24 protein-coding genes are annotated in these 24,402 nt (G+C 67.6%); 14 read left to right on the top strand and 10 right to left on the bottom strand.

Features of this window, described 5'->3' with window-relative positions; translation table 11 throughout:
• Positions 1-119: 119 nt before the first annotated feature.
• From F2Q65_RS06675 to hisC, 9 genes are all read left to right on the top strand, one after another.
• A complete protein-coding gene (locus F2Q65_RS06675; RefSeq protein WP_150091680.1) occupies positions 120-1,022 on the top strand; it encodes an ABC transporter ATP-binding protein in 903 nt (300 codons plus the stop codon).
• Positions 1,019-1,810, top strand: coding sequence for a lipid asymmetry maintenance ABC transporter permease subunit MlaE (mlaE, locus tag F2Q65_RS06680; protein ID WP_150091682.1), 792 nt, complete (start codon positions 1,019-1,021; stop codon positions 1,808-1,810). The genes F2Q65_RS06675 and mlaE overlap by 4 nt, the downstream gene beginning before the upstream one ends.
• Positions 1,811-1,812: 2 nt before the next feature.
• A complete protein-coding gene (mlaD, locus tag F2Q65_RS06685; protein ID WP_150091684.1) occupies positions 1,813-2,283 on the top strand; it encodes an outer membrane lipid asymmetry maintenance protein MlaD in 471 nt (156 codons plus the stop codon).
• Positions 2,280-2,915, top strand: coding sequence for an MlaC/ttg2D family ABC transporter substrate-binding protein (locus F2Q65_RS06690; protein WP_150091686.1), 636 nt, complete (start codon positions 2,280-2,282; stop codon positions 2,913-2,915). Before mlaD ends, F2Q65_RS06690 begins: the two co-directional genes overlap by 4 nt.
• A gap of 7 nt (positions 2,916-2,922) precedes the next feature.
• The gene (locus F2Q65_RS06695) at positions 2,923-3,330 is read left to right on the top strand and encodes an STAS domain-containing protein (RefSeq protein ID WP_150091688.1); all 408 of its coding nucleotides are present in this window, start codon (positions 2,923-2,925) and stop codon (positions 3,328-3,330) included.
• 70 nt (positions 3,331-3,400) lie between these two features.
• Positions 3,401-4,660, top strand: coding sequence for a UDP-N-acetylglucosamine 1-carboxyvinyltransferase (murA, locus tag F2Q65_RS06700; protein ID WP_150091690.1), 1,260 nt, complete (start codon positions 3,401-3,403; stop codon positions 4,658-4,660).
• A 92-nt stretch (positions 4,661-4,752) separates the two neighbouring features.
• Positions 4,753-5,427 carry an ATP phosphoribosyltransferase gene (gene hisG, locus F2Q65_RS06705; protein WP_150091692.1) on the top strand — a complete coding sequence of 225 codons (675 nt, stop codon included), beginning with the start codon at positions 4,753-4,755 and terminating at the stop codon, positions 5,425-5,427.
• A gap of 70 nt (positions 5,428-5,497) precedes the next feature.
• Positions 5,498-6,805, top strand: coding sequence for a histidinol dehydrogenase (gene hisD / locus F2Q65_RS06710; RefSeq protein WP_150091694.1), 1,308 nt, complete (start codon positions 5,498-5,500; stop codon positions 6,803-6,805).
• A gap of 5 nt (positions 6,806-6,810) precedes the next feature.
• Entirely contained in the window at positions 6,811-7,914 is a 1,104-nt protein-coding gene (hisC, locus tag F2Q65_RS06715) for a histidinol-phosphate transaminase (RefSeq protein ID WP_150091696.1), read from the top strand.
• Positions 7,915-8,323: 409 nt separating this feature from the next.
• On the opposite strand, the gene F2Q65_RS06720 is transcribed toward hisC, so the two are convergent.
• Entirely contained in the window at positions 8,324-9,811 is a 1,488-nt protein-coding gene (locus F2Q65_RS06720) for an FtsW/RodA/SpoVE family cell cycle protein (RefSeq protein ID WP_246156028.1), read from the bottom strand.
• A complete protein-coding gene (locus F2Q65_RS06725) occupies positions 9,808-11,427 on the bottom strand; it encodes a penicillin-binding transpeptidase domain-containing protein (RefSeq protein ID WP_150091698.1) in 1,620 nt (539 codons plus the stop codon). Before F2Q65_RS06725 ends, F2Q65_RS06720 begins: the two co-directional genes overlap by 4 nt.
• Before the next feature lie 294 nt (positions 11,428-11,721).
• Between F2Q65_RS06725 and F2Q65_RS06730 the strand changes: the two genes are divergently transcribed.
• A complete protein-coding gene (locus F2Q65_RS06730; RefSeq protein ID WP_150091700.1) occupies positions 11,722-12,135 on the top strand; it encodes a YajD family HNH nuclease in 414 nt (137 codons plus the stop codon).
• 29 nt (positions 12,136-12,164) lie between these two features.
• Here the strand turns inward: F2Q65_RS06730 and F2Q65_RS06735 are convergent, their stop codons facing one another.
• The 3 genes from F2Q65_RS06735 to rpsT all read right to left on the bottom strand — a co-directional run bounded on the left by F2Q65_RS06735 (position 12,165) and on the right by rpsT (position 14,014).
• Positions 12,165-13,238, bottom strand: coding sequence for a glycosyltransferase family protein (locus F2Q65_RS06735; protein WP_150091702.1), 1,074 nt, complete (start codon positions 13,236-13,238; stop codon positions 12,165-12,167).
• Positions 13,239-13,366: 128 nt separating this feature from the next.
• Complete coding sequence (locus F2Q65_RS06740; protein ID WP_342782225.1) at positions 13,367-13,750, bottom strand: cupin domain-containing protein; 384 nt, start codon at positions 13,748-13,750, stop codon at positions 13,367-13,369.
• 3 nt (positions 13,751-13,753) lie between these two features.
• A complete protein-coding gene (gene rpsT, locus F2Q65_RS06745) occupies positions 13,754-14,014 on the bottom strand; it encodes a 30S ribosomal protein S20 (RefSeq protein ID WP_150091706.1) in 261 nt (86 codons plus the stop codon).
• Between the two features lie 297 nt (positions 14,015-14,311).
• Here rpsT and murJ point away from each other — a divergent pair, with 297 nt between their 5' ends.
• A complete protein-coding gene (murJ, locus tag F2Q65_RS06750; protein ID WP_150091708.1) occupies positions 14,312-15,880 on the top strand; it encodes a murein biosynthesis integral membrane protein MurJ in 1,569 nt (522 codons plus the stop codon).
• 523 nt (positions 15,881-16,403) lie between these two features.
• A complete protein-coding gene (ribF, locus tag F2Q65_RS06755; RefSeq protein ID WP_150091710.1) occupies positions 16,404-17,411 on the top strand; it encodes a bifunctional riboflavin kinase/FAD synthetase in 1,008 nt (335 codons plus the stop codon).
• On the opposite strand, the gene phaR is transcribed toward ribF, so the two are convergent.
• Positions 17,374-17,847, bottom strand: a complete 474-nt coding sequence (gene phaR / locus F2Q65_RS06760; RefSeq protein WP_150091712.1) for a polyhydroxyalkanoate synthesis repressor PhaR — start codon at positions 17,845-17,847, stop codon at positions 17,374-17,376. The two genes, ribF and phaR, sit on opposite strands and share 38 nt — an antisense overlap.
• An 85-nt stretch (positions 17,848-17,932) precedes the next feature.
• Positions 17,933-19,117: an acetyl-CoA C-acetyltransferase gene (locus tag F2Q65_RS06765; RefSeq protein ID WP_150091714.1), complete on the bottom strand. Its 1,185-nt coding sequence runs from the start codon at positions 19,115-19,117 to the stop codon at positions 17,933-17,935.
• 185 nt (positions 19,118-19,302) lie between these two features.
• On the opposite strand from F2Q65_RS06765, the gene phaE reads away from it, so the two are divergent.
• Positions 19,303-20,355: a class III poly(R)-hydroxyalkanoic acid synthase subunit PhaE gene (gene phaE, locus F2Q65_RS06770; RefSeq protein ID WP_150091716.1), complete on the top strand. Its 1,053-nt coding sequence runs from the start codon at positions 19,303-19,305 to the stop codon at positions 20,353-20,355.
• A 45-nt stretch (positions 20,356-20,400) separates the two neighbouring features.
• Entirely contained in the window at positions 20,401-21,471 is a 1,071-nt protein-coding gene (locus F2Q65_RS06775; protein ID WP_150091718.1) for a class III poly(R)-hydroxyalkanoic acid synthase subunit PhaC, read from the top strand.
• A gap of 107 nt (positions 21,472-21,578) precedes the next feature.
• Here the strand turns inward: F2Q65_RS06775 and F2Q65_RS06780 are convergent, their stop codons facing one another.
• The 3 genes from F2Q65_RS06780 to F2Q65_RS06790 form a co-directional block, all read right to left on the bottom strand.
• A complete protein-coding gene (locus F2Q65_RS06780; protein ID WP_211353974.1) occupies positions 21,579-23,003 on the bottom strand; it encodes a DUF4139 domain-containing protein in 1,425 nt (474 codons plus the stop codon).
• Positions 23,004-23,209: 206 nt separating this feature from the next.
• Entirely contained in the window at positions 23,210-23,662 is a 453-nt protein-coding gene (locus tag F2Q65_RS06785) for a tellurite resistance TerB family protein (RefSeq protein WP_150091720.1), read from the bottom strand.
• Positions 23,663-23,736: 74 nt separating this feature from the next.
• Entirely contained in the window at positions 23,737-24,360 is a 624-nt protein-coding gene (locus F2Q65_RS06790; protein WP_150091722.1) for a cytochrome b/b6 domain-containing protein, read from the bottom strand.
• Between the last annotated feature and the right edge of the window lie 42 nt (positions 24,361-24,402).

Below are 24,402 nucleotides of genomic sequence, written 5' to 3' on the forward strand. Positions count from 1 at the left end.
ACTCGACAATGTTCCGTCGTTTTTCCATCGCGCGGGCCCATCACGCGGAAAGTATCGCTGGGCATTCGCCTGACCACCACCGACGGATGCCGCATGCCCCGGCGACAGCCCCAGACGCCATGACGAGCGCCAAGACAAGCGCGACCCCGACCTCCGCTGACACGCGGGCGGACGCCCCGCCGCTGGTGGAGATCCGCGGCCTCAGCTATTCCCGCAATGGGCGCCCCATCCTCGACGGCGTGGACCTGCGCATCCCTCGGGGCAAGGTCACCGCGATCATGGGCCCGTCCGGCACCGGCAAGACCACGCTGCTGAAGCTGATCAGCGGCCAGCTCGAGCCGGACGCCGGCACCGTTCTGGTGGACGGCCAGGACGTGAACCGGCTCGGGCGCAAGGAACTGTACCGGTTGCGCACGCGCATGGGCATGTTGTTCCAGAGCGGGGCACTGCTGACGGACCTGGACGTGTTCGAGAATGTCGCCTTTCCGCTGCGCGAGCACACGCGCCTGCCCGAGCCGCTGTTGCGCAAACTGGTGCTGATGAAGCTGGAGGCAGTCGGGCTGCGCGGTGCTGCCCGCCTGATGCCCAGTCAGCTCTCCGGCGGCATGGCGCGACGGGTGGCGCTGGCGCGCGCGGTGGCGCTCGATCCCATGATGATCATGTATGACGAGCCCTTCACCGGGCAGGATCCCATTTCCATGGGCGTACTGGTGGCGCTGATCCGCCAGTTGAACGATGCCAGCGGCCTGACCAGCATCGTCGTATCGCACGACGTGGACGAGACGGCCAGCATCGCCGACTACATCTATATCATTGCCAACGGCAAGGTGATGTGCCAAGGCGCGCCCGGGGCCATCGCGGCGGAGACTTCGGCCTGGGTGCGCCAGTTCATGGACGGACTGCCCGACGGACCCGTGCATTTCCATTACCCGGCCGCACCCCTGGAGCAGGATCTCTTTGGTGATGCGGCCGGTGTCGCAGCGATTACCGCTGCAGACGTCGCCGACGGAGAGGCGCGATGATCCGGTATCTGGGCGATCAACTGGCCAGACTGGGCCACACCGGCTTGCGGGCCATTGCCCACATCGGGCGCGCGCACCTGCTGCTGATCGGCATCCTGGGCGGCACGCCGTCGATGCTGGTCAGGCCGCGGCTGCTGATCCTGCAGCTGTACAACGCCGGCGTGCTGTCGCTGCTCATCATCCTGGTGTCGGGGCTGTTCGTCGGCATGGTGCTGGGCCTGCAGGGGCACTATGTGCTGTCGCAGTTCGGCGCGTCGGAGTCCCTCGGGGTCATGGTGTCCGCCTCCCTGGTGCGCGAGCTGGGGCCGGTGGTCACGGCCCTGCTGGTGGCCGGTCGCGCCGGTTCCGCGCTGACCGCGGAGATCGGCCTGATGAAGGCCACCGAGCAGCTGTCGGGCCTGGAGATGATGGCGGTGGACCCGGTGAAGCGGATCCTGACACCGCGCTTCTACGGCGGCCTGCTGTCGATGCCGCTGCTGGCGGCGCTGTTCAGTGCCGTGGGCGTGCTGGGGGGGTATTTCGTCGGCGTCGGCCTGCTTGGCGTCGATGCCGGCGCCTTCTGGAGCCAGATGCAGGCCAAGATCGATTTCGAAGAGGATCTGGTCAACGGCGTCATCAAGAGCCTGGTGTTCGGCGTGGTGGTGACCTGGATCGCGCTCTACCAGGGCTATGACGCCACGCCCACCTCCGCCGGTGTCAGCCGCGCCACCACGCGCACGGTGGTGCATTCGGCGCTGGCGGTGCTGGGGCTGGATTTCGTTCTCACGGCCTTGATGTTCGGAGACTGAGTATGGCAAAGATGCGCACGGTGGAGATCCTGGTCGGCGCGTTCATGGCGGCGGGCTTCGTCGCGCTGTTCTTCCTGGCCATGATGGTCAGCAATCTCAGCGCCGCCAGCTACAGCAACGGCTATGCCGTGACCGCCCGCTTCGACAACATCGGCAGCCTCAAGGTGCGCTCGCCGGTGAGCATGGCCGGTGTCCGGGTGGGGCGGGTGGAGTCCATCCACTATGATCAGGACACCTATCAGGCGCTGGTAACCTTGCGGATCGAGCCCGCCTACGATCGCATCCCGCTGGACACCTTCGCCAACATCTACACCTCGGGCCTGCTGGGCGAGCAATACATCGGGCTCGACCCTGGCGGCGATCCGGATTTTCTGCGCGACGGCGACCAGATCGAGCACACCCAGTCGGCCCTGGTGCTGGAGCAGATGATTGGCAGATTTCTATTCAGCAAGGCTGAGGAGGGTTCCGAATGACGGTCTCGACACGCAGGTTCGCACGCTTCACATCGCTTCTGGTCGCCGCGGCGTTGCTGCTGACGGCGGCCCCGTTCGTCGCCGCCCGGGCGGACGACTCCGCCACCCGCCTGGTGGAGACCACCGCGGAGGACATGTTGCGCACGCTTGAAGGGCGGCGCGCCGAGATCGACGCCAACCCCAGGCTGATCTACCAGCTGGTGGGCACCAAGCTGGCGCCGCACTTCGATTTCGAGATGATCACCCGCGCCGCCGTGGGTCGCGACTGGAACAAGGCCACCCCCGCCCAGCGCCAGGAGCTGACCAACGCCTTCCGCGAGGTGCTGGTGCGCACCTATGCCACCGCATTGCTGAAGTACTCCGGCGAAGAGATCGTCTACCAGACGGCGAAGCCCGGTAGCCGCGACCACACCGTGGTGGTGCCGACCCAGGTGCGCGCCCCCGGCTCTACGCCGATCCCCATCGACTACCGCATGCACAACCAGTCCGGCAGTTGGCAGGTATACGATGTCGTCATCGACAATGTGAGCCTGATCTCCAACTACCGTGGCCAGTTCCGCTCCACCATCGGCCGCGCCGGTATCGATGGCCTGATCCGGGAACTGGAATCCAAGAACGCCACCGGTGCCTGAGCCCGGCATGAGCGACGCCCGTACCGAATCTGGTGCCGAAGCCCGTATCGTCGAGACCGCGCCCGGCCGCTGGCGTCTCTCCGGAAACCTCGGCCTGGACGGCGTCACGGCGCTGGCCGACCAGGGTCGGCGGCTCGTCGCCGGTGTTGGCCAGGCGCGTGATCAGCTCCGCGATCAGGCCGTGTCGGACGCCGCCGAGATCCGGATCGATCTGGCCGGCGTCAGCCACGCCAGCAGCGCCGCCGTGGCCCTGCTGCTGCATTGGCGCCAGCAGGTGAGCGCCGCCGGCGGTCGGCTGCAGCTGCAGCAGGTGCCGGACGCCCTGGCCCGCATCGCCGCCTTCTCCAATGTCGACGGCCTGTTGGGCGTCGGCCCTGTCTCGCAGGACGACGCCGGCCCGATGGACGGCGCCTGATCCGGTGCCAGGCCGGTCGCCGGTTCCGCGTCGCTCATTTCCAGCATCCCCGTATTCTCGTTAGCATGTCATGGACAAACTCCTGATCACCGGCGGCACCCGCCTCGAAGGTGAGGTCCGGGCCTCCGGCGCCAAGAACGCTGCGCTGCCGATCCTGGCCGCGACGCTGCTGGCGGAGGGCGAGTCGGTGCTGTCCAACGTGCCGCATCTGCGCGACATCACCACTACCATGGAGCTTCTGGGCCGCATGGGCGTGGTGCTGACGGTGGACGAGCGCATGCGGGTGCATGCCGACGCCACCCAGGTCGACCGGCGAGAGGCCCCCTACGAACTGGTCCGGACCATGCGCGCCTCCATCCTGGTGCTGGGACCCCTGCTGGCGCGCTTTGGCGAGGCCACCGTGTCGCTGCCCGGCGGCTGCGCCATTGGCGCCCGGCCGGTGAACCTGCACATCGACGGCCTGCGCGCCATGGGCGCCAGCATCAGCGTGGAGGGTGGCTACATCCGTGCGCGGGCGGGGCGCCTGCGCGGCACCCGTTATGCGATGGATACCGTCACCGTCACCGGCACCGAGAACCTGATGATGGCCGCCGCGCTGGCGGAGGGGCGCACGGTGCTGGAGAATGCCGCCTGCGAGCCCGAGGTGACCGACCTGGCGGATTTCCTCAACCGCATGGGCGCGCGCATCCGCGGCGCCGGCACCGGTACCATCACCATCGATGGCGTCGACCGGCTGTCGGGCTGCGAATACCGGGTGATGCCCGATCGCATCGAGACGGCGACCTACCTGGTGGCCGCCGCCATGACCGGCGGGCGCGTGCGGGTGCGCGACACCCGTGCAGACCTGTTGCAGGCGGTGCTGGAGAAGCTGCGCGACTGCGGCGCCCGGGTGGACACCGGCCCCGACTGGATCGAGCTGGACATGCAGGGCCGCCGGCCGCGGGCGGTGGATGTGGAGACGGCCCCCTATCCGGCCTTCCCGACGGACATGCAGGCCCAGTTCTGCGCCCTGAACAGCATCGCCGAAGGCACCGCCACGGTGACCGAGACGGTCTTCGAGAACCGCTTCATGCATGTGCTGGAACTGCAGCGCATGGGGGCCGATCTGGAGATCGACGGTAATGTCGCCGTCTGCCGGGGGGTCGAACGCCTGACCGGCGCACCGGTCATGGCCACCGACCTGCGGGCCTCCGCCAGCCTGGTGCTGGCGGGCCTGGTGGCCGAGGGCGAGACCCTGGTGGACCGCATCTATCACATCGATCGCGGCTACGACAATATCGAGGAGAAATTCGCCGCGCTGGGCGCGGTGATCCGACGCTTGCATGGCTGAGCGGCGGATACGAACCGAAGAAATCGCCTGTGGCGGGGCACACGGAACGCACCGCGCGAATGGCATAATGAACACGAAACTGAGCCGAGACCATGGGCACAGATGAGACACTGACCATTGCGCTGTCGAAGGGGCGCATCTTCGAGCAGGCCATGCCGCTGCTGGCCGCGGCCGACATCCGCGCGCTTGACGACCCCGAGCGCAGCCGCAAGCTGATCCTGGACACCAGCGATCCGCGGGTCAAACTGGTGATCATCCGCGCCAGCGACGTCCCCACCTACGTGCAGTACGGCGCCGCCGATCTGGGCGTTGCCGGCAAGGACGTGCTGCTGGAGCACGGCGGAGAAGGCCTGTACGAACCGCTGGACCTGCGCATCGCCCGCTGTCGCATGATGGTTGCCGGCAAGCCCGATCCCGGCCTGGCCATGCATCCCGGGCGCCGGCGGCTGCGGCGCATCGCCACCAAGTACGTGCGCTGCGCCGAACGCCACTTCGCCGCCAAGGGCGAGCAGGTGGAGATCATCAAGCTGTACGGCTCCATGGAACTGGCGCCGCTGGTGGGGCTGTCCGACCTGATCGTCGACCTGGTGGAGAGCGGCAACACCCTCAAGGCCAACGGCCTGGTGCCGCTGGAGCACATCTGCGACATCAGCTCGCGGCTGATCGTGAACAAGGCCGCATGGAAGATGAAACACGCCCGCGTCAATGACCTGCTGCAGGCCCTGCGCGGTGCGGTGGCGAGCAGTGTGCCGGCCGCTGCCGATTGATCGGCCATTGTCACTGCCCGCGAAAACCAGAAGTATCGTCCGTAACGAGCCTACAAACCGGGGTAACCGCATGGTTCAGATCACCCGTCTCGCCACCACCGAACCGGACTTCGCCCAGCGGCTGGAAGGCCTGCTCGCCTGGGAATCGGTCTCCGACAAACAGGTGCAGCAGACCGTCGACAACATCATCGACGACGTGCGCGCCCGCGGCGACGCCGCGCTGCTGGACTACACCGCCCGCTTCGACGGCTGGCAACCCGCCGATGCCGCCGCGCTGGAGATCCCGCCTGCGCGACTGGCCCAGGCCCTGTCGGCCATCCCGGCGGCACAGCGCGAGGCGCTGCAACTGGCCAGCGAGCGCATCCGCGCCTATGCCGGGCACCAGGCGCTGCAGAGCTGGGAGTACCGCGAAGCCGACGGCACCCTGCTGGGGCAGAAGGTCACGCCGCTGGACCGGGTCGGGCTCTATGTGCCCGGGGGCAAGGCGGCCTATCCGTCGTCGGTGCTGATGAACGCCGTGCCGGCCAAGGTGGCCGGCGTGCCGGAACTGATCATGGTCGTGCCCACCCCCGGCGGCGAGCTGAACGAGCTGGTGCTGGCCGCGGCGCAGATCGCCGGAGTCGATCGCGCCTTCGCCATCGGTGGCGCCCAGGCCGTGGCCGCGCTCGCCTACGGTACCGACACCATCCCCGGTTGCGACAAGATCGTCGGCCCCGGCAACATCTACGTCGCCACGGCCAAGCGCGCCGTGTTCGGCCAGGTCGGTATCGACATGGTGGCCGGACCTTCCGAGATCCTGGTGCTGTGCGACGGTGACACCGATCCGGACTGGATCGCCATGGACCTGTTCTCCCAGGCCGAGCACGACGAGGACGCCCAGTCCATCCTGGTGACCTGGGATGCCGCCTACCTCGACCGCGTCGCGGCCAGTATCGACAAGTTGCTGCCCACCATGGAGCGCAGCGACCTGATCGCCAAGGCCCTGCAGGCGCGGGGCGCGCTGATCCTGGCCCGCGACGAGGACGATGCCGCCCGGGTCGCCAACGACATCGCACCGGAGCATCTGGAACTGTCGGTGGCCGACCCCGAGGCCCTGAGCCGCAAGATCCGCCACGCCGGCGCCATCTTCATGGGCCGCTATACTGCCGAGGCCCTGGGCGACTATTGCGCCGGGCCCAACCACGTGCTGCCCACGTCGCGCACCGCCCGCTTCTCCTCGCCGCTCGGCGTGTATGACTTCCAGAAGCGTTCCAGCCTGATCATGGCCTCTGCCGCCGGTGCCGCGGAGCTGGCCGGCACCGCGTCCGTGCTGGCCCGGGGCGAGGGCCTCACCGCCCACGCGCGGTCGGCGGAATACCGCGGCAGCGGCGACGCCTGACCCCGATGCACGCCCTGATCGACCGCCTGATCCGCCCGGAGATCCGGGCCCTGCGCGCCTATCACGTCCCGCCGGCCGCCGGGCTGATCAAGCTCGACGCCATGGAGAACCCCTACGCCTGGCCGGAGGCGCTGCGTGAAGACTGGCTCGAGGCCCTGCGCGACGCCGCCATGCACCGCTACCCGGACCCCCGCGGCGGCGCCCTGCAACCGGCCCTGCGCGAGGCCATGGGCATCCCGGCGGACATGGGCCTGCTGCTCGGCAACGGCTCCGACGAGCTGATCCAGATGCTGGCCCTGGCCGTTGCCGCCCCTCGGGCGGGTGAGCGGCCCAAGGTGCTGTCGGTGGAGCCGTCGTTCGTCATGTACCGCATGATTGCGCTGTTCGCCGGCCTGGACCATGTCGGCGTACCGCTGCAGCCGCAGGACTTCTCGCTGGATGCCGAGCGGCTGCTGACCACCATCGAGCAGGAGCAGCCCGCGCTGGTCTTCCTGGCCTATCCCAACAACCCCACCGGCAACCTGTTCGACCCCGACCTCATCGAACGTGTCATCGAGGCGAGCCCCGGCCTGGTCATCGTCGACGAGGCCTACGCCCCCTTCACCGATGCCAGCTTCATCCCCCGGCTCGGTCACTGGCCGAACCTGCTGGTGATGCGCACCGTCTCAAAGATGGGCCTGGCCGGGCTGCGGCTGGGCTACCTGGCCGGCCCGCCGGCCTGGCTCGAGCAGTTCGACAAGGTTCGCCTGCCCTACAACATCAACGTACTGACCCAGGCCAGTGCCGCCTTCGCGCTGCGCCGCCGCGACGTGCTCGACCAGCAGACCCAGGCCATCCGCAGCCAGCGGGCCGCGCTGCTCGCGTCCATGGGGTCCATCGCCGGCATCCACTGCTACCCCAGCGACGCCAATTTCATCCTGTTCCGCACCGCCCCCGGGCAGGCCGGCGCCGTCTTCGACGGCCTGCTGCACCGCGGCGTGCTGATCAAGAACCTGGACGGCGCCCACCCGATGCTGAGCGACTGCCTGCGCGTCACCGTCGGCACCCCGGACGAAAACGCCGCCTTCCTGGAAGCCCTGTCCGAGTCGCTGTCGTCCACCCAGCGCTAGTCCATCCTCGCACCAGCGCGCCCCTGTCCAGCACAATTGCTGACACACCAAGAGCGGGTTGGGTATCGGCGCTCAGGGGTCTCGATCGCAGGGATGCGATCGTGATGCCTACCAGGGGCTATTCCATCCCTGTCCAGCACTACTGCCGTTACACCAAGAGCGGGTTGGGTATCGGCGGTCGGGGGTCTCGATCGCAGGGATGCGATCGTGAAGCCTACAGGGATGTATTCACGGCGTCCCCAGACCGCCGATACCCAACCCGCGAAACGAAGCTATCGTCGCGATCGATCCGCCTACCAACCCAGGATATGTCCGGTTAGAGATACTGTCACTGTATTCTGGACATGCCGGAAAAAAATACTGTCACTGTATTAGGTGGGTAAAGGTACTGTCACTGTATTGCCGGGCACTAGTCCCGCGTCCGTCGGTCGCTGCTCTTCCGCACTGCCGGCTGACGCGGTCCCCGGCTAGTGGACCTGTTACTGGTCCGGTTATTGACCGCAGCTTCCTTGCTTCGGGATCCCCTCGACACCGACCCCTTCCGACCCGTGCCCGGCCTGCGCTCAGACTGCTTGCGCCCCGATTGCCTCCGCCCAGCCCTCGGCTCGCCATCCGAAATGGCCAGCGCCAGCCCCAGACCCACGAACACCGTGATCAGACTGCTGCCGCCATGGCTAATGAACGGCAGGGTAATGCCCGTGAGCGGAATCGACTTGGTCACGCCCCCGACATTCAGCAGGGTCTGCACCGCCAGCACCGTGGCGATGCCCGTGGCAACCAGTGCGCCGAACGGACTGCGCGCCCGCGCCGCGATGCCGTCCAGACGCCCAATCAGCAGCACAAAGAACACCAGCACCAGCGCGCTGCCCGCGAAGCCCAGCTCCTCCGCGATCACCGCATAAATGAAATCCGACTCCGCGATGGGCGTATACTGCGGACGGGCCTGGCCGAAACCCTCGCCCCAGAGACCGCCGGCATACATGCCCGACAAGCCCTGCAACACCTGCCAGCCCGCCCCGGTGGGGTCCTGGAACGGGTCCAGCCAGGTCTCCACCCGGCGCTGACCATGGCTGAACACCGACAACAGCGCCCAGCCCCCCAGCGTGGCCCCCAGCGCACCATAGATCGGATAGCCCAGGTGCCCGGTGCCCGCCGCAAGCAGCGCCAGCAGAGTCAGACTCAGGATCAGCGCCATCCCCAGATCGCGCTGCACCAGCAACAGCCCCAACAGCACGGCGGCAAAGGCCAACAGCGGCCACAACGGGCGCAGCGGCGGAAAGGGGATGGGCTTGCTCCATTGCGCCAGCGCCTTGGCGTGTTGCGCGATGAAGGCCGCCGCGAACAACACCACGGTCAGTTTCAGCGGCTCCGTCGGCGTGACGTAGCCGGCGGCATAGACGCCGCCGCGAAACCGCTGCCCGGTCACCAGCAGCAAAGCCACCAGGGCCACCGACAGCAGCGCCCAGAACCAAAGCGGCGGCGCCAGCAGGCGATAGCGGCCGTTCATCAGCAACAGCGTGGCACAGAGCATCAGCGCCACCCCGCCGGGCAGGATCAGCACGTCCAGCAGGCTGGCCTGATTGCCGCTGAAGGCGCCCATGCGAAACTGCCCCAGCAGACCGATGCCGCAGAGAAAGGCCGCCACCGGCAGCAGCACCTGATCGCCGCGAAAACCGAGCAACGTCAGCAACAGATGGGCGACCCCAAAGCTCAGCGCCAGGCCGGCCAGGGGCACCAGGTCCGCCCAACGCACGGCATAGCCCTCCTTGGGCCCGGCCCCCAGCAGCATCAGGAAACCCAGCGTCATCGCCACCAGCACCCAGAACAGCAGCTGCCGCTCCGGGCCCCGTCCGGCCCAGCGCTTGGCCAGCGACTCGGGTCGCGCAACCCGGCTCACGGCAGCAGCCCCCGCTGTTGCGCCCGCAGCAGCAGGTCGCGGGCGATGGGTGCGGCGGTGGTGGAGCCGTATCCGCCCTGTTCCACCAGCACCGCCACCGCCAGGCCAGCGGCCGCCTGCCCCGAACTGGCCGGTGCAAAGCCGATGAACCAGCTGTGCGACGCACCAAAGGGATTCTGCGCCGTACCCGTCTTGCCCGCGATGGCCAGCTCCGGCGTGTCGATGCCGCGGCCGGTGCCCTCGCTGACGACCCGGCGCATCATGCCGCTCAGGCGCCGGGCGGTGGCGTCGCTCATGAAGCGCCCCAAGGTCGCCGCGGGCTCGCCGGTGGTCAGGCGTGGGCGCATGGCAACGCCGTCATTGGCCACCGCCGCGGCAATCAGCGCCATCTGCGCAGGGGTCACCAGCACCTTGCCCTGGCCGATGGCTGCCTGGGCCAGGCCGTAGCGGTCAGAGGTGGCGATGGGCTCGATCCGGGCCGTGCGCATGAACTGGCTGCGGGACAGCCCCTCCGTCAGCGCGATGCGGTGATTGAACAGAAAGCGGTCGCCAGCCCGGTGGAAGGCCTCGTGGCCCAGCTGCACGCCGAGCTGGGCGAAGTAGACATTGGACGAGTCGATCAGCGCCCGATCCAGCCCGATGCGGCCATGTCCGCCCCAGGTGCGGCCGGCCCGGCGAGCGGCATAGTAGTCGTGGTCGCGGATCCTGGGGTAGCGACGCGACGTGGTGAAGCCCTCCGCCGGACAGTCCAGCACCGGATCGAGGCCGGCATCCAGCGCCGCCGCCGCCAGCACCACCTTGAACACCGAGCCCGGCGGATACAGGCCGTCCACCGCCCGATTCAGCAGCCGGGCATCCGGATCCGTGCCGCGGAACAGCCCGGCGTCCACCCGGTTGGGATCGAACGACGGGCTGCTGGCCAGCACGCGCACCGCGCCGTCCGCCGGCCGCAGCATCACCACCGCGCCGGCACGCCCGCGCAAGCGCTCGTAGGCCAGTTGCTGCAGGTCCGCATCCAGGTTCAGCACCAGGTCATGGCCCCGGGCGCGCTTGTCGCGAGTGACCAGTTGACGTGTCAGCTCGCCCCAGTCCAGCAGGGTCTCGGGGCTGCCGCCGTTCAGGCTGACGTTGGCCGCCGCCTCCATGCCCGAGGTGCCGAAGCGCGGGTGGGTGTAGCCGAGCACATGTGCACAGGCCGGACCATGGGGGTAGACGCGCCGCACCTCCAGCCGCTGCCCATCCGTGGTCGGCCCGGCGCGGCTCTCCGCCAGCACCTCGCCGCGGTGGTCCAGGATGCTGCCGCGCTCGATCCAGTGCGCCGGGTTGAACTGTCGCCGGTCGTGCAACTGCATGAAGGCAACGAACGCCGGACGTGCCGTGCCCGACAGCTGCCAGGACGCCTGATAGCCCAGCACCGCCAGAAACAGCAACGCCACACCAGCCACTGCAAACCGGAAGCCAGCCCGGGGCCGGGCCAGATGCCGCAGCCCCAACGCCGCACGCAGGTCGTAGACCTGCTTCAGCACGTAGAGCGCTACCAGCAGAAAGGCGATGTGCAGGCCCCCGCGCAAGGTGGCCCAGGGGGCAGAAACGAACAGGGCGTTGAGCAGTTCCATGGCCGCGCATGGTTACGAGTGAGCGTGGTCGACGTCAAGGGCGGGGCGGGACTGGCGTGCGTGAGCACTGATCATCCTCGCGAAAACCGTCTATCATTCCGCCCGCACTCGATTGCTGGCACTCGATTACTGGTGCTCAATCGCTGGCATGAAAGCGCCGGCACCCGGGCGCTGGCATCCAGCCCGCGACGACGGAAATCGCGCCTGCAACGGGTATATCATGCCAACGACGTTCAGCCGCTCTTCCGGTTAGGCAGCGGCATTTTCCAGTCAACCGCAGCGAGGATACCCGTGATGTCCAGACAGACGCCGGCGCGGCACGGCAAGACCGGCCAGCCCATTGATACCGACAAGCTCGACCGGGTGGTGGCGGCGGCCCGCCAGGCCAGCGACGAGCGTGCCCTTGGCTACCGGGAGCGGGCGCTGAAGCTGTATCCCTGGGTCTGCGGGCGCTGTGGGCGCGAGTTCACCCACAGCAACCTGCGGGAACTGACGGTGCACCACAAGGACATGGACCATGACAACAACCCGCCGGACGGCAGCAACTGGGAGTTGCTGTGCCTGTACTGCCACGACAACGAGCATCAGAAGTATGAGGAACACCTGGCGGCCCTGGCGGCGGGACATGCGCCGAAGGCGTCGGGCCGGCAGCAGCCGCAGACCGTGCATCGGCCCTTCGACGGCCTGGCCGATCTGCTGAAGAAGTAGAACCAGGGCGCCCGTTTGCGGGGGCAGCGTCAGCGCAGGAAGCCGGCCAGTATCTCCACGGCCTGGTCGACGCCGGTGGGCGGCGTCGGCTGGACCGGGCCGGCGTCCAGCAGGGCCTGCAGCGGTTCGGTGATCCGGCCGGCGGCGAAGGCGTCGGCATCCACGGCGCGGGTCGGCACCCGCTGCGCGAGCCATTGCACCAGATGGGGTTCCTCCGGCCAGTCGTCGCGGGGCACATAAAGCACCGGGATGCCGTTGCAGGCGGCCTCGGCAAAGGTGCTGTAGCCCGGCTTGGTGATGATGGCGTCGCAGCAGGCCAGCACGTCCAGCACATCCGGACCCGGCGGGCCGATCAGGCTGACACCGTCGCGGCCCGCGGCTGCGGCGTCGGGGGTCAGCAGATGGACGTCTTCGGGCAAGGGTTCGCCGTCGCCCAGCTGCAGGCGTCCGGCGCCGCCGAACTGCATCAGCACCAGGCGCTTGTGCGGGGCGATGCCGAGTCGGGCGCGCAGTGCCCGGGGATCGCGCCGTCGCCGCGTTGCGATGGGGCCGATGTCGCTGCCGTTGGGCAGCCAGGCCATGGGCATCGACGGCGCCGGGCGCAGGAACAGCTCTGCGCCGGCATAGGCGGATTGCATGCGCTGCACCAGCTCCGGGGGTAGCTGCGAGCCGACCGGGCTCTCAGCGAGGATGTCGTACCAGCTCAGCGAGCACAGGCCGACGGCGGGTATGCCGAGGAGTCCGGCGGCCTCCAGCGGCATCCAGGGGATGTCCGCCAGCAGCAGGTCCGGCGGGTCTTGCCGCAGGATGTCCATTTGCGCGCCAAGCTGCTGAGCGTGGGCGGCGTCGAACGCGGTGTACAGCGCCAGCCCCTGCGGCCAGCGGGCCTTTAGCGGGCCATCCATGGGGAGCGCCACGTCGGCGGCATGGGCCAGATGGCGGTAGCCCGCTGGCATCCGGGCCGCGCAGAAATCCGCCGACACCGTACCCTGCAGGGTTAGGCGCAGCCCGGGGATGCGCCCGGCCAGCGCCCGGGCAATGGGCGCGACCTGCCCCAGGTGGCCGTAGCCGTGGGCGGTGACGACGATATGCAGGTGGGGCATGGCCTGACGTCTGATCAGGAGGGCCGGTCGGGCAGTCTGGTCGAAACGTCTGGCCGGGAAGGTTGGCTGGAACGTCTGCCCGGAAAGCCCGGCAAGCAAGCCTGCTGGCCGGGACGACAGGCCGGCTGTCAGTCGGCCGGGTCGAGATGGATGGCGAGCCAGACGCAGGGCGGCTGGGCGGACGTGGCGATCACTCGGTGCCGTGTGTGGGCCGGCAAAAAGGTGTAATCACCCGCGCCCAGCTCCAGGCGCTCGTCGCCGACCTGCAAGGTGGCATGCCCGCACAGCAGCAGCACCCACTCGTCCTGCGTCTGGTCGTACCAGGTCGGCTCGGGCTGCGCGCTGCTGACAATCCGCTCGACGCGCAGGTTGCGGCAGTGCAGCAGCTGGTCGAAGCACTCGCCCGTCTCGGGTGACGGCAGCGCCTCGAACAGGTTGGCGACGCCGCGACGGGCGGTGGCTGGCGGCGGGCGGTCGATCGGAGCGCCTGCAGATGTCCCTTTGCGCCGGATGGCTTAGAGGGCCTTGATGTGGGCGTTCAGGCGGCTCTTGTGGCGGGCGGCCTTGTTGGCGTGCATCAGGCCCTTACCGGCGGCGCGGTCGATGATGGACACGGCAGACTTGTAGGCGTCGGACGCTGCGCTCTTGTCGCCGAGGCGGATCGCCTTGATCACCTTCTTGATGGCGGTGCGGTAGGTGCTGCGCTGTGCGGCATTGCGCTGACGGTGTGTCTCCGCCTGACGGGCGCGCTTGCGGGCTTGTGCAGAGTTGGCCAACAGTCGTCTCCTGAAAATGCTAATGGCTGGCGCCAAGCGCCTGGCGCGATTGACGCGTTGCGAGTGGCCTCTGGCAGGCCATTCTGGAATACGGGTGCGACCCAAAGGCGGATCGCGAAAGACTGCGCAGCATGGCATGCCGAAGACCTATTGTCAATGGCCTGCGGGGACGGTCCGGGGGGCCGGCGTTGGGTATACTCGACGCATCTTGCTGCAACAATGCGCGCTGTGCCGTTTCTCGGCGGCGGTTCGGTGACCGCCTGAGTCGCCGCTGCGCACCCTGTCCCCGGAGCCGCCGTGACCGCCCTCGCTGCCGCTGCCGCCAAGGTTGGCGGAAATACCCTGTTGTCGCGTCTGCTGGGGTTCGCCCGGGACCTGGTCATTGCGCGCCTGTTCGGGGCGGACGTGGCTACCGATACGTTCTTCGTCGCCTTTCGGTTACCGAATCTCATGCGTCGGCTTTTTGCCGAGGGGGCCTTTTCGGCGGCCCTGGTGCCGACGTTGACCGCGCATCGTGAGCAACACGGCGAGGCCGGGCTGCGGCTGCTGCTGCAGGGACTGGCGGGGACCCTTGGCGCCCTGCTGCTGCTGCTCAGCGCCCTTGGGGCGCTGGCGGCGCCGCTGCTGGTGCTGGTGTTCGCGCCCGGATTCGCCGACCAGGCGGAGGCGCGGTTGCTGGCCACGGACATGCTACGCCTGGTCATGCCGTATCTCATCTTCGTCGGCCTGACCGCCCTGGCCGGCAGTGTGCTGAACACCTACGAGCGCTTCGGTGTGCCGGCCTTCACGCCGGCATTGCTCAATCTGGTGCTGATCGCCTGTGCCCTGTGGCTGTCGCCGCAGCTGCAGCAGCCGGTGCTTGCGCTGGCCTGGGGGGTGCTGCTCGGCGGTGTCGCGCAGCTGGCGTTCCAGTTGCCCTTTCTGGCTCGGTTGGGGCTGCTGTGTCGTCCGCGTCCGGCACCGCGGGATCCGCAGGTGCGCAGCATCGGGCGTCGGCTACTGCCGGCGCTGTTCGGTATTTCGGTCACGCAGCTGGGGCTGCTCATCGACACCCTGCTGGCGTCGTTTCTGGTCAGCGGCAGCATTTCCTGGCTGTACTATTCCGAGCGTCTGGTGGAGTTTCCGCTGGGTATTCTCGGCGTTGCGTTGGGTACGGTGATCCTGCCGCGTCTGTCGCGGCGCCATGCGACGGGCCTGACTGCCGATCAGTCGGCCGGGCAGGCGATCGAGGACGCCGATCCGGCGGGTCGGACCCTGGACTGGGCCTTGCGCTGGGTGGTGCTGCTGGGGTTTCCGGCGGCCATGGGTCTGGCGGTGCTGGCTGAACCGATCCTGGCGATCCTGTTCCAGTCGGCGGCCTTCGGCGCTGCCGATGTGCAGATGGCGGGCCGCAGTCTGGCCGCCTATGCCTTGGGGCTGGTGGGGTTCATGGCGATCAAGGTGCTGGTGCCGGTCCTGTACGCGCGGCATGATCTGAAGACGCCGGTGCGGTTGGGCGTGGTGGCGTTGGTGCTGAATCTGGGGCTGAGTCTGGTGCTGATGGGACCGCTGGGTCATGTGGGTCTGGCCCTTGCCACGGCGATCGCCACTACGGTCAACGCGGCCTTGTTGCTGGGGGTGCTCGTTCGGCGGCGGCTCTATCGGCCGCAAGGGGGCTGGGTTCGGCTGTTGCTGCAGGGTGTGATGGCGACGCTGATCATGGGCCTGGCGATAGGGCTCGGGAGCGGTCCGGCGGCGGACTGGATGGCACCGGGTGAGGCCGCGGGCGTCGGGCGTCTGGTGTTGTTGATCGGCGGCGGGGTGCTGGTCTACGGTGCGAGCTTGTTGGTGCTTGGGTTGCGACCTCGGCAGTTGATGCAATCTTGAGGTGGGCTGGCGGCTGGTTTGCTTCCACTTCTGTGGGGGCGGGCTGGGGGGCTGGTTTGTTTTCACTTCTGTGGGGACGGGCTGGCGGGCTGGGTAGCGGCCGGCGGGGGACGCCGTGAATCCGTCCTTGGAGGCTTCACGATCGCATCCCTGCGATCGAGACCCCCGCCTGCCGCCACCCAGCCCACCAGCCCTGCACAACCATGGGTTGGTCGCTCGTCGTGGGCAGGGCCGATGGCCGCTTTCCGCTGGTGGCTGGCTCTGACTTCTGTGGGAGCGGGCTGGCGGGCTGGGTAGCGGCCGGCGGGGGCCGCCGTGAATCCGTCCTTGGAGGCTTCACGATCGCATCCCTGCGATCGAGACCCCCGCCCGCCGCCACCCAGTCCACCAGCCCTGCACAACCATCTGTTGGTCGCTCGTCGTGGGCAGGGCCGATGGCCGCTTTCCGCTGGTGGCTGAAGCTGGAGTCCGGCCCCGGTGTTCGGGATAATCACGCGCTACCCTCTGGACGGAGAACATGGCCATGAGGCTGATTCGGGGTCTGCATAACCTGCGCGAACAGGACCGCGGCTGCGTCGCGACCATCGGCAATTTCGACGGTGTGCATCTGGGGCATCGTGCCGTGTTTCAGCGTTTGCGCGAGCACGGTCAGGCCCTGGGGCTGCCGGCGACGGTGATCATCTTCGAGCCGCAACCGATGGAGTACTTTGCGCCGGACGCGGCGCCGGCACGGCTGACCCGGCTGCGGGAAAAGCTGGCGGCCATCCGCGCCGACGGCATCGACCGGATCGCGCTGCTGGAGTTCGGCCCCAGGCTGGCGGCCATGGAGGCGCGGGAGTTCGTGCGGCGCCTGCTGGTGGACGGACTGGCGATCCGCTTTCTGCTGGTGGGGGATGACTTTCGCTTCGGTCACAACCGCGAGGGCGACTTTGCGCTGTTGCAGGCGGCTGGCGCCGAGCATGGTTTCAGGGTGCAGGACCTGCACACCATCAAGCATGCCGAGGAGCGGATCAGCAGCACCCGTGTCCGCGAGGCGCTGGCCCTGGGCAATCTGGAACAGGCGCGGCATCTGCTGGGCCGGCCCTACAGCATCTGCGGTCGGGTGGGCCACGGCGACAAGCGGGGGCGGACCATCGGCTTTCCCACCGCCAATATCAGTCTGCACCGGCGTGTGAGCCCGTTGCGCGGGGTCTTCGCGGCCTGGGTGCATGGCATCGGCGACATGCCGCTGCCGGCGGTGACCAACATCGGCCAGCGGCCTACCGTCGGCGGTGCCGGACACCGGCTCGAGGTGCATCTGTTCGATGTCGAACTGGACCTGTACGGTCGGCACCTGGAGGTGGAATTCGCGCTCAAGCTGCGTGATGAGCAGCGCTTTGAGTCGTTTGACGCGTTGAAGACCCAGATCGGTCGGGATGCCGCGGCGGCGCGTCAGTATCTGATGGGGCAGGGCGCTGCTGAATCAAGCATGGATAGCGTCAGGCAACGCGTTCTTAGTCCGGCTCTTTCTTCCCGTCCGCCGGCTCCGTGAGCTCGAAACCAGCGGCCCGCAGGAAGCCCTTCTGGGCTTCCGCCCACAGCTCCATGTTCTGCTGCGTCATGCGCCCGAAGGTCTCCATGGGGTTTGCGCCCCAGGCGTCGGCCACCTGCTTCTGCTGCTCGGCGAAGGCGTCCAGCGAGTGTTCCAGATAGCGGGCGAAGACGCCCTGCAGGGTGCCGCCGTAGAAGCGGATGATCTGGGCCAGCATGTTGGCGCTGAACAGGGGTTCGCCGTCGGCCTCCTCCTCGAGCATGATCTGCAGCAGGATGGAGCGGGTGAGGTCGGCGTCGTTGGCGGTGTCGAGGACTTGCAGCGGGACCCCCTGCATTACCAGGTCGCGGACATCCGACACGGTGATGTAGCGGCTCAAGTGGGTGTCGTAGAGCCGGCGGTTGGGGTACTTCTTGATGATGCGGATACTGGACATGGCTGGCTACCGGGTCGGTCTCTCAGCGCGAGGGGAGCGCCGTCATCGCCGGCCATGGGGCGGCCGACAATGACGGCGGGCGGGATCAGTCGCGCTCGACAGCCAGTGCCACGCCCTGACCGCCACCGATGCACAGGGTCGCAAGGCCCTTCTTGGCATCGCGCTTCTGCATCTCGTGCAGCAGGGTCACCAGCACGCGGGCGCCGGACGCGCCGATGGGATGGCCGATGGAGATGGCGCCGCCGTTGACATTGACCTTGTCCAGATCCCAGCCCATGTCCTGGTTGACCGACATTGCCTGGGCCGCGAACGCCTCGTTCGACTCCACCAGATCCAGGTCCGCGGCGCTCCAGCCGGCCTTCTCCAGGCACTGGGTCGAGGCGGGGATGGGGCCGGTGCCCATGATGGCCGGGTCGACGCCGGCACTGGAGAAGGCGACGATGCGTGCCATCGGCTTCAGGCCCAGGGCCTTTGCCTTGGACTCGCTCATCACCACCACCGCCGCGGCGCCGTCATTGATGCCGGAGGCATTGCCGGCGGTGACGGTGCCTTCCTTGTCGAACGCAGGCCGCAGCTTGGCCAGGCCCTCTGCCGTGGTGCCCGGACGTGGGAACTCGTCCTTGTCGAAGACGACCGGATCGCCCTTGCGCTGGGGGATCTGCACCGGCACGATCTCGTCGGCAAAGCGGTTGGCGTTCTGTGCCGCCTCGGCCTTTTGCTGGGATTTTGCGGCGAAGGCATCCTGTGCCTCGCGGGAGAAGGCATACTTCTTGGCGATGTTCTCCGCCGTCACGCCCATGTGGTAGTGGTGGAAGGCATCCTGCAGGCCGTCGACGATCATGGTGTCCAGCATCTTCCAGTCACCCATGCGCTTGCCGTCGCGGGAGCCTGGCACCACGTGGGCGGACTGGCTCATGCTCTCCTGACCGCCGGCGATGACCACCTCCGCATCGCCGCAGAGCACTGCCTGCATGGCCAGGTGCACGGCCTTGAGGCCGCTGCCACAGACCTTGTTGATGGTCATGGCCGGCACTTTTTCCGGCAGACCGGCATTCAGCGTCGTCTGCCGGGCCGGGTTCTGGCCGGTGCCGGCGGTGAGCACCTGGCCGAGGATCACCTCGTCTACCTGTTCCGGCGACAGGCCGGTCTGCTCCAGCAGCGCCTTGACCACGGCGCTGCCCAGGGCGGTGGCCGGCAGCGAGGCCAGGCTGCCGGAAAAACTGCCTACGGGCGTGCGCAGGGCGGCGACTATGACGGCGGCTTCGGTCATGGAAAGTCCTCCTCGGGGATTCGGGATGGTTGGTCGGGGCAACGGAGCCTAGGCGGCGCGCAAGCGATACTGTGATCCGTTGCATCGTCGGGCAGTTTAAGCCCTTTTGTTGCACTGCACAAATCGACATGGTAGGTTGCCCTCCAACAATACCCGATGACGAAACAATCGAGGCGGTGGAGACAATGAGCAACGAGACACTGTTCAACGATGACTGGCTGAAACTGCAGCAACGCTACTGGGACGGCCTGGCCGAAATGGGTCGCAAGGCCCTGGGCACCGAGTCCGCCGGCGCGAGCAACCCGTGGCAGGCGGCCATGGACCAGTGGTGGAAGACACTGTCCCCGGGCGCCTCCCAGCCAGGTCAGGAGTTCATGGACCGCCTGATGGAGCAGGGCAAAAGCTACTTCGAGACGGTGGAAAAGCTCACCAAGGGCATCGCCGGCACCGACATGACCCAGGGCTGGGACACCATCACCCGCAACCTGGAGGACATGCAAAAGGCCTTCATGGGCGGCATGGCCGATGGCGACAACTCCATGCGGCGCATGGCCGGCTTCTGGGAGATGCCGCTGGACAACTGGCAGCGCATGGTGTCGTCGCTGTCGCCGATGATGCCGGGCGACCTGCTGCGCAACATGCCGCACAATCCCATGCAGGGCGACGTTGAGCGCATGCTCTCCGCCCCCGGCCTCGGCTACAGCCGCGAGGAGCAGGGCCAGTATCAGGACCTGATCCGGCGCAGCATGGACTACCAGCGCGCGCTGCAGGAGTACACCGGCTTCTTCAGCAAGCTGGGCATGAAGTCCGTGGAGCGCATGCGCGACTTCCTGCAGGCGCACGCCGACGGCAGCAAGCCCATCGACTCCGCGCGCACCCTGTACGACAGCTGGGTCAGCTGCTGCGAGGCGGTCTACGCCGAGGAGGTGGCGACGCCCGAATACGCCCGCATCCACGGCCAGCTGGTCAATGCCGAGATGGCGTTGAAGAAGCGCATGTCCGTCATGGTCGACGAGAGCCTGGGGGCAATGAACATGCCCACCCGCAGCGAACTGCGCACGCTGCAGGAACGGCTGCAGGAGAACCGTCGGGAGAACAAGCACCTGCGTCGCGAGCTGGAGATGATCAAGCGCAGCCTTGCCGGCGCCGAGAAGAAGCCGGCGGCGGCTGCGGCGAAAAAGGCCCCGGTACGCAAGAAGGCCGCCGCCACGCCCGCCGGCAACGCATCCCAGGGCTGAGGCCCCACCAGACAACCCACCGCATTCCCCAGAGGAACCTGAGTCATGTTCCCCATCGACATTCGCCCGGACAAGTTCAGCGCAGAGATGCTCGACTACAGCCGCAAGCTGGGTCAGGGCATGGAAAACCTGCTCAACGCAGACGCCATCGACACCGGCGTCACCCCCAAGGACGTCGTCTACAGCGAGGACAAGCTGGTGCTGTACCGCTACCAGCGCCCGTCCGACGTAGCCCAGCAGGCGGTACCGCTGCTGGTGGTCTACGCCCTGGTCAACCGACCCTACATGACCGACATCCAGGAGGACCGCTCCACCATCAAGGGCCTGCTGGCCACCGGTCAGGACGTCTACCTGATCGACTGGGGCTATCCGGACCAGGCCGACTGTGCCCTGACCCTGGATGACTACATCAACGGCTACATCGACCGCTGCGTGGACCACATCTGCGAGACCCATGGCATCGACAAGGTCAACATCCTGGGCATCTGCCAGGGTGGTGCCTTCAGCCTGATGTACACCGCGCTGCACCCGGAGAAGGTGCAGAACCTGGTCACCATGGTCACGCCGGTGGACTTCAAGACCCCGGACAACCTGCTTTCCGCCTGGGTGCAGAACATCGACATCGACCTGGCCGTCGACACCATGGGCAACATCCCCGGTGAACTGCTGAACTGGACCTTCCTGTCGCTGAAGCCCTTCAGCCTCACTGGCCAGAAGTACGTCAACATGGTCGACCTGCTGGATGACCCGAACAAGGTCAAGAATTTTCTGCGCATGGAGAAGTGGATCTTCGACAGCCCAGACCAGGCGGGTGAGACCTTCCGCGAGTTCATCAAGGACTTCTACCAGCAGAACGCCTTCATCAACGGCACCGCCAAGGTCGGCAATCACCCGGTGGACCTGAAGCAGATCACCTGCCCGGTGCTGAACATCTACGCCATGCAGGACCACCTGGTACCGCCAGATGCCTCTAAGGCGCTGAACGGCCTTACCGGCAGCCAGGACTACACCGAACTGGCCTTCCCCGGCGGGCACATCGGCATCTACGTCAGCGGCAAGGCGCAGAAAGAGGTCACGCCGGCCATCGGCAAGTGGCTGAACGAGCGCGCCTCCTGATCCAGCCGCGCCCGTCGGCTCAGCCGCCGGTCCGCGGCGGCTGACCATCCACGCCCGGGAAACGCCGAACTGGTCGGCGTTTTCCGCCTCCCTGCCGATCTCCGGCCCTAGAACCGCACCCGCACGCGATAGCTCAGCGTGGTCTCCCCCTCCGCGGGTACCTCTAGTTGCCAGCGGGCGATGTGGGCGTTCGGCCGGTCGTGGGGCGCACTCTCCTCCAGCATGGTCCAGTCGCCCGGAATCTGCTCCTGCAGGATCACGTCCTGGGGCTCCGGCTTGGCGTTGCGAACCGAGATCTCGAAGGCGCTCTCGAACTGGTACTGCCAGGGGCCGGTGCCGGAGAGCTTCTTGAACGCTGTCTGCCGTTTCTCGGCGGTGACATCGAAGGACTGGCCCAACTGCAGATGCAGGGTCTCGTTCCGCGGCGTGTGCTCGATCCGATCCTCGCCGATGAACTGGGCGTTGCCCTGGCTGTCACGCTGGTAGATGCGCACGACGCCTTCCGGCAGCGGCAGGCCCAGGTTGGAGGCCTCATCATTGGTCAGCACCAGCCGGGCCGTGACCGCGAGGTCTTCGGCAATGTCGCCACGGGATTGGCGGAAGCTGGAGGACTGACCCTGGATCAGCAATTCCTTGGCCACGGCGACCCCTGCCGCAGACAGCAGCGACACCTGCTTTGACTGATTGTCGGCGATGGTGGTGGGGAAGCCCAGGGTATAGAGGTGATATTCGAACAGGCTCTCCTCGGCCATGGGCGCAGGGGCGGCCGCCATTACCCGCATACCGTCAGCAATGTCCTCGAACGCCTGCTGCTCGGGCACCTGATTGACGTCGCCGGCAACCAGTTGCAGCGTGGCGTTGCGGTAGCTGGTACCGCTGCGATTCTGCAGGGTCACCCAGCCGGTCAGGTCCAGCCGATCCTCGCCCGGGCCGAGTTCCCCCACATAGTCCGCCTGCCAGCTCAGGCCGCCGGTGAGATAGCTCAGCTCCAGCGCCCGCGCCCCGGCGGCGGCATTGTCCAGGCGCAGCACCAGGGTCGGGCGGTCGCGCAGATTCGACGGGATGTCGCGGTAGACCAGGCGGCCCGGCAGGCGCTGGCCGCCGTCGTCGAACACCCCCGTCTCGATGCGATCGCCAATACGCAGTACCACGCCGTCGCCGCCGGCGGCGAGCACCGTCGCCTGCTCCTCGGTTTCCTCGCCGCTGGTGGGGTGGGTGCGGATGATGCCTACCTCGCGGCCGACGTACTTCTCCAGCAGCTTGGCCGGGGTCAGCAGGTCGAAGTCGAAGTTCTGCTCGATGACGTGGATGTCACCGGCCTCGTCCAGCGACCGCAGCAATGCAGTCTGAGGGCGGATGCGGGCACTGACATCGCGAAACGCCAGGTCGCTGCGGCCAGTGGGCAGGGTCACCGCGCGCTGGTCCTTCACCAGCGCGAGGTCATCGTTGTAGATGGTGACGGCGACGGACCGCTGGTCCGCCAGCGTGCTGCGCAGTTCCTGCGCGGAGGCGTCGTCGGGGGTCTGTGCCATGGCCGGCTCCTGAATCATCAGCGGGATGGAAGTCGCGACGGCAACGGCCAGCAGCAGCGGGCCAGGGCGGCGGCGGGGCGGGACTCGGGGGCTGGGGCTTACGGGGCTGGGGCTCATGGTGCTGGCCTGTTCTGAACGCGTCTGCAAACGCACATGCGCTGAGTATAGGCCAGCCACCGCGGACGGCGAGACGTGAGACGGCGGGTTCAGCCGGCGGCCTTCATCTTGGCGGCGATGAAGGCGCCGTGGGGCACATGCAGCAGGTCGGCAAGCTTGCGCGCCAGATGTTCCTCGTGCCGGTGCAGGCCCTCGTCGGCATAGGCGATGTGCCACAGCGCCTCAACGAGCCGCACCTTTTGCTCCGGGCTGTAGCTGGCATTGATCAACGACGTGAACTGGAAGTAGTCGGTGGCGTCCCGGCGTTCCGCCTCGGCCAGCGCCAGCAGCGCTGAAGTCTCCTCCGACGTCAGGTCGAAGCAGGTCAGTACCGCGGTTTCCACCGCCGCGCGCTCCTCGGCGGAGATGTCGCCGTCCATCTGCATCATCTCCAGCAGCAGCGCGGCTACCGCCAGGCGGGTCCGATGCTCGCCATCGGCCTGCGCCGCATCGGCATCCGGCAGCAGATGGGCGTCGAAGAAGGCCTTGATCTTTTTCAGCATGGGAGTCTCCTGTTCAGGCGCTAATGCACTGCGATCTATCCGTACCGGACGCGCTTGCGCTGTTTGCGCGCGCCTCAGCCGGGCTTGCCGTTGCTGTCCTTGACCTCCTGGTAGCCCGTCAGCATCGCCTTGAGATAGGCATTCCAGGGGGTACCGGTGGTGGCGGCCATATAGACGTGCCCGATGAGGAAGACCACCAGCGCATAGGCGGCGGCCAGGTGCGCGGCGGCAACCCAGTCCGGCTGCAGCCAGTCGCCCAGCAGGCTGGTCTTCCAGGCGCCGACGAACATCAGCAACAGCCCGGAGACCCAGAGCGCGGGCGCGATCAGCAGCTTGAAGCCCAGATAGGCCAGGCGCTGCAGCGGGTTGTGCCGGGCGGCGGGGGTCACGGTAAAGGGCTTGGGCTCGCCGGAGAAGATGCCGTAAGCATAGTACAGCACCATGGGCAGCAGTCCCCGGGTGGTGGGCAGGTACTGCCGCCACTGGCCCGTGGTCACGTGCCAGAAGATGGCGAAGGCCCAGAGCCCGATCAACAGCCAGGCCAGCGCCAGGTGGACCTCCAGCGCCGTGCCGAAGGGCATGAGGTGGTGGATACCGTAGATGGCGAAGCCGGTGAACAGCAGGCCGAAGATCAGCGCCGCCTGGGTCCAGTGCCAGAAGCGGATGAACCCGGTGTAGAGCTTGACGCGCGTGGTCATCGTGAGAGTCTCCGTTGGGTACGGCGGTCCGGTGCGGCTGAC

Source organism: Thiohalocapsa marina (assembly GCF_008632335.1).
GTDB lineage: Bacteria > Pseudomonadota > Gammaproteobacteria > Chromatiales > Chromatiaceae > Thiohalocapsa > Thiohalocapsa marina.

What these genes read in the sequence shown, in the direction of transcription:
- F2Q65_RS06785 (WP_150091720.1), bottom strand. Translation starts at nt 23,662, where the DNA reads ATGCTGAAAAAGATCAAGGCCTTCTTCGACGCCCATCTGCTGCCGGAT.
- F2Q65_RS06790 (WP_150091722.1), bottom strand. Translation starts at nt 24,360, where the DNA reads ATGACCACGCGCGTCAAGCTCTACACCGGGTTCATCCGCTTCTGGCAC.
- phaR (WP_150091712.1), bottom strand. Translation starts at nt 17,847, where the DNA reads ATGTCCAGTATCCGCATCATCAAGAAGTACCCCAACCGCCGGCTCTAC.
- F2Q65_RS06730 (WP_150091700.1), top strand. Translation starts at nt 11,722, where the DNA reads ATGTCCAGACAGACGCCGGCGCGGCACGGCAAGACCGGCCAGCCCATT.
- F2Q65_RS06725 (WP_150091698.1), bottom strand. Translation starts at nt 11,427, where the DNA reads ATGGAACTGCTCAACGCCCTGTTCGTTTCTGCCCCCTGGGCCACCTTG.
- F2Q65_RS06675 (WP_150091680.1), top strand. Translation starts at nt 120, where the DNA reads ATGACGAGCGCCAAGACAAGCGCGACCCCGACCTCCGCTGACACGCGG.
- F2Q65_RS06690 (WP_150091686.1), top strand. Translation starts at nt 2,280, where the DNA reads ATGACGGTCTCGACACGCAGGTTCGCACGCTTCACATCGCTTCTGGTC.
- mlaE (WP_150091682.1), top strand. Translation starts at nt 1,019, where the DNA reads ATGATCCGGTATCTGGGCGATCAACTGGCCAGACTGGGCCACACCGGC.
- hisG (WP_150091692.1), top strand. Translation starts at nt 4,753, where the DNA reads ATGGGCACAGATGAGACACTGACCATTGCGCTGTCGAAGGGGCGCATC.
- F2Q65_RS06695 (WP_150091688.1), top strand. Translation starts at nt 2,923, where the DNA reads ATGAGCGACGCCCGTACCGAATCTGGTGCCGAAGCCCGTATCGTCGAG.
- F2Q65_RS06775 (WP_150091718.1), top strand. Translation starts at nt 20,401, where the DNA reads ATGTTCCCCATCGACATTCGCCCGGACAAGTTCAGCGCAGAGATGCTC.
- hisD (WP_150091694.1), top strand. Translation starts at nt 5,498, where the DNA reads ATGGTTCAGATCACCCGTCTCGCCACCACCGAACCGGACTTCGCCCAG.
- hisC (WP_150091696.1), top strand. Translation starts at nt 6,811, where the DNA reads ATGCACGCCCTGATCGACCGCCTGATCCGCCCGGAGATCCGGGCCCTG.
- F2Q65_RS06780 (WP_211353974.1), bottom strand. Translation starts at nt 23,003, where the DNA reads ATGGCACAGACCCCCGACGACGCCTCCGCGCAGGAACTGCGCAGCACG.
- phaE (WP_150091716.1), top strand. Translation starts at nt 19,303, where the DNA reads ATGAGCAACGAGACACTGTTCAACGATGACTGGCTGAAACTGCAGCAA.
- F2Q65_RS06735 (WP_150091702.1), bottom strand. Translation starts at nt 13,238, where the DNA reads ATGCCCCACCTGCATATCGTCGTCACCGCCCACGGCTACGGCCACCTG.
- ribF (WP_150091710.1), top strand. Translation starts at nt 16,404, where the DNA reads ATGAGGCTGATTCGGGGTCTGCATAACCTGCGCGAACAGGACCGCGGC.
- mlaD (WP_150091684.1), top strand. Translation starts at nt 1,813, where the DNA reads ATGGCAAAGATGCGCACGGTGGAGATCCTGGTCGGCGCGTTCATGGCG.
- murA (WP_150091690.1), top strand. Translation starts at nt 3,401, where the DNA reads ATGGACAAACTCCTGATCACCGGCGGCACCCGCCTCGAAGGTGAGGTC.
- F2Q65_RS06765 (WP_150091714.1), bottom strand. Translation starts at nt 19,117, where the DNA reads ATGACCGAAGCCGCCGTCATAGTCGCCGCCCTGCGCACGCCCGTAGGC.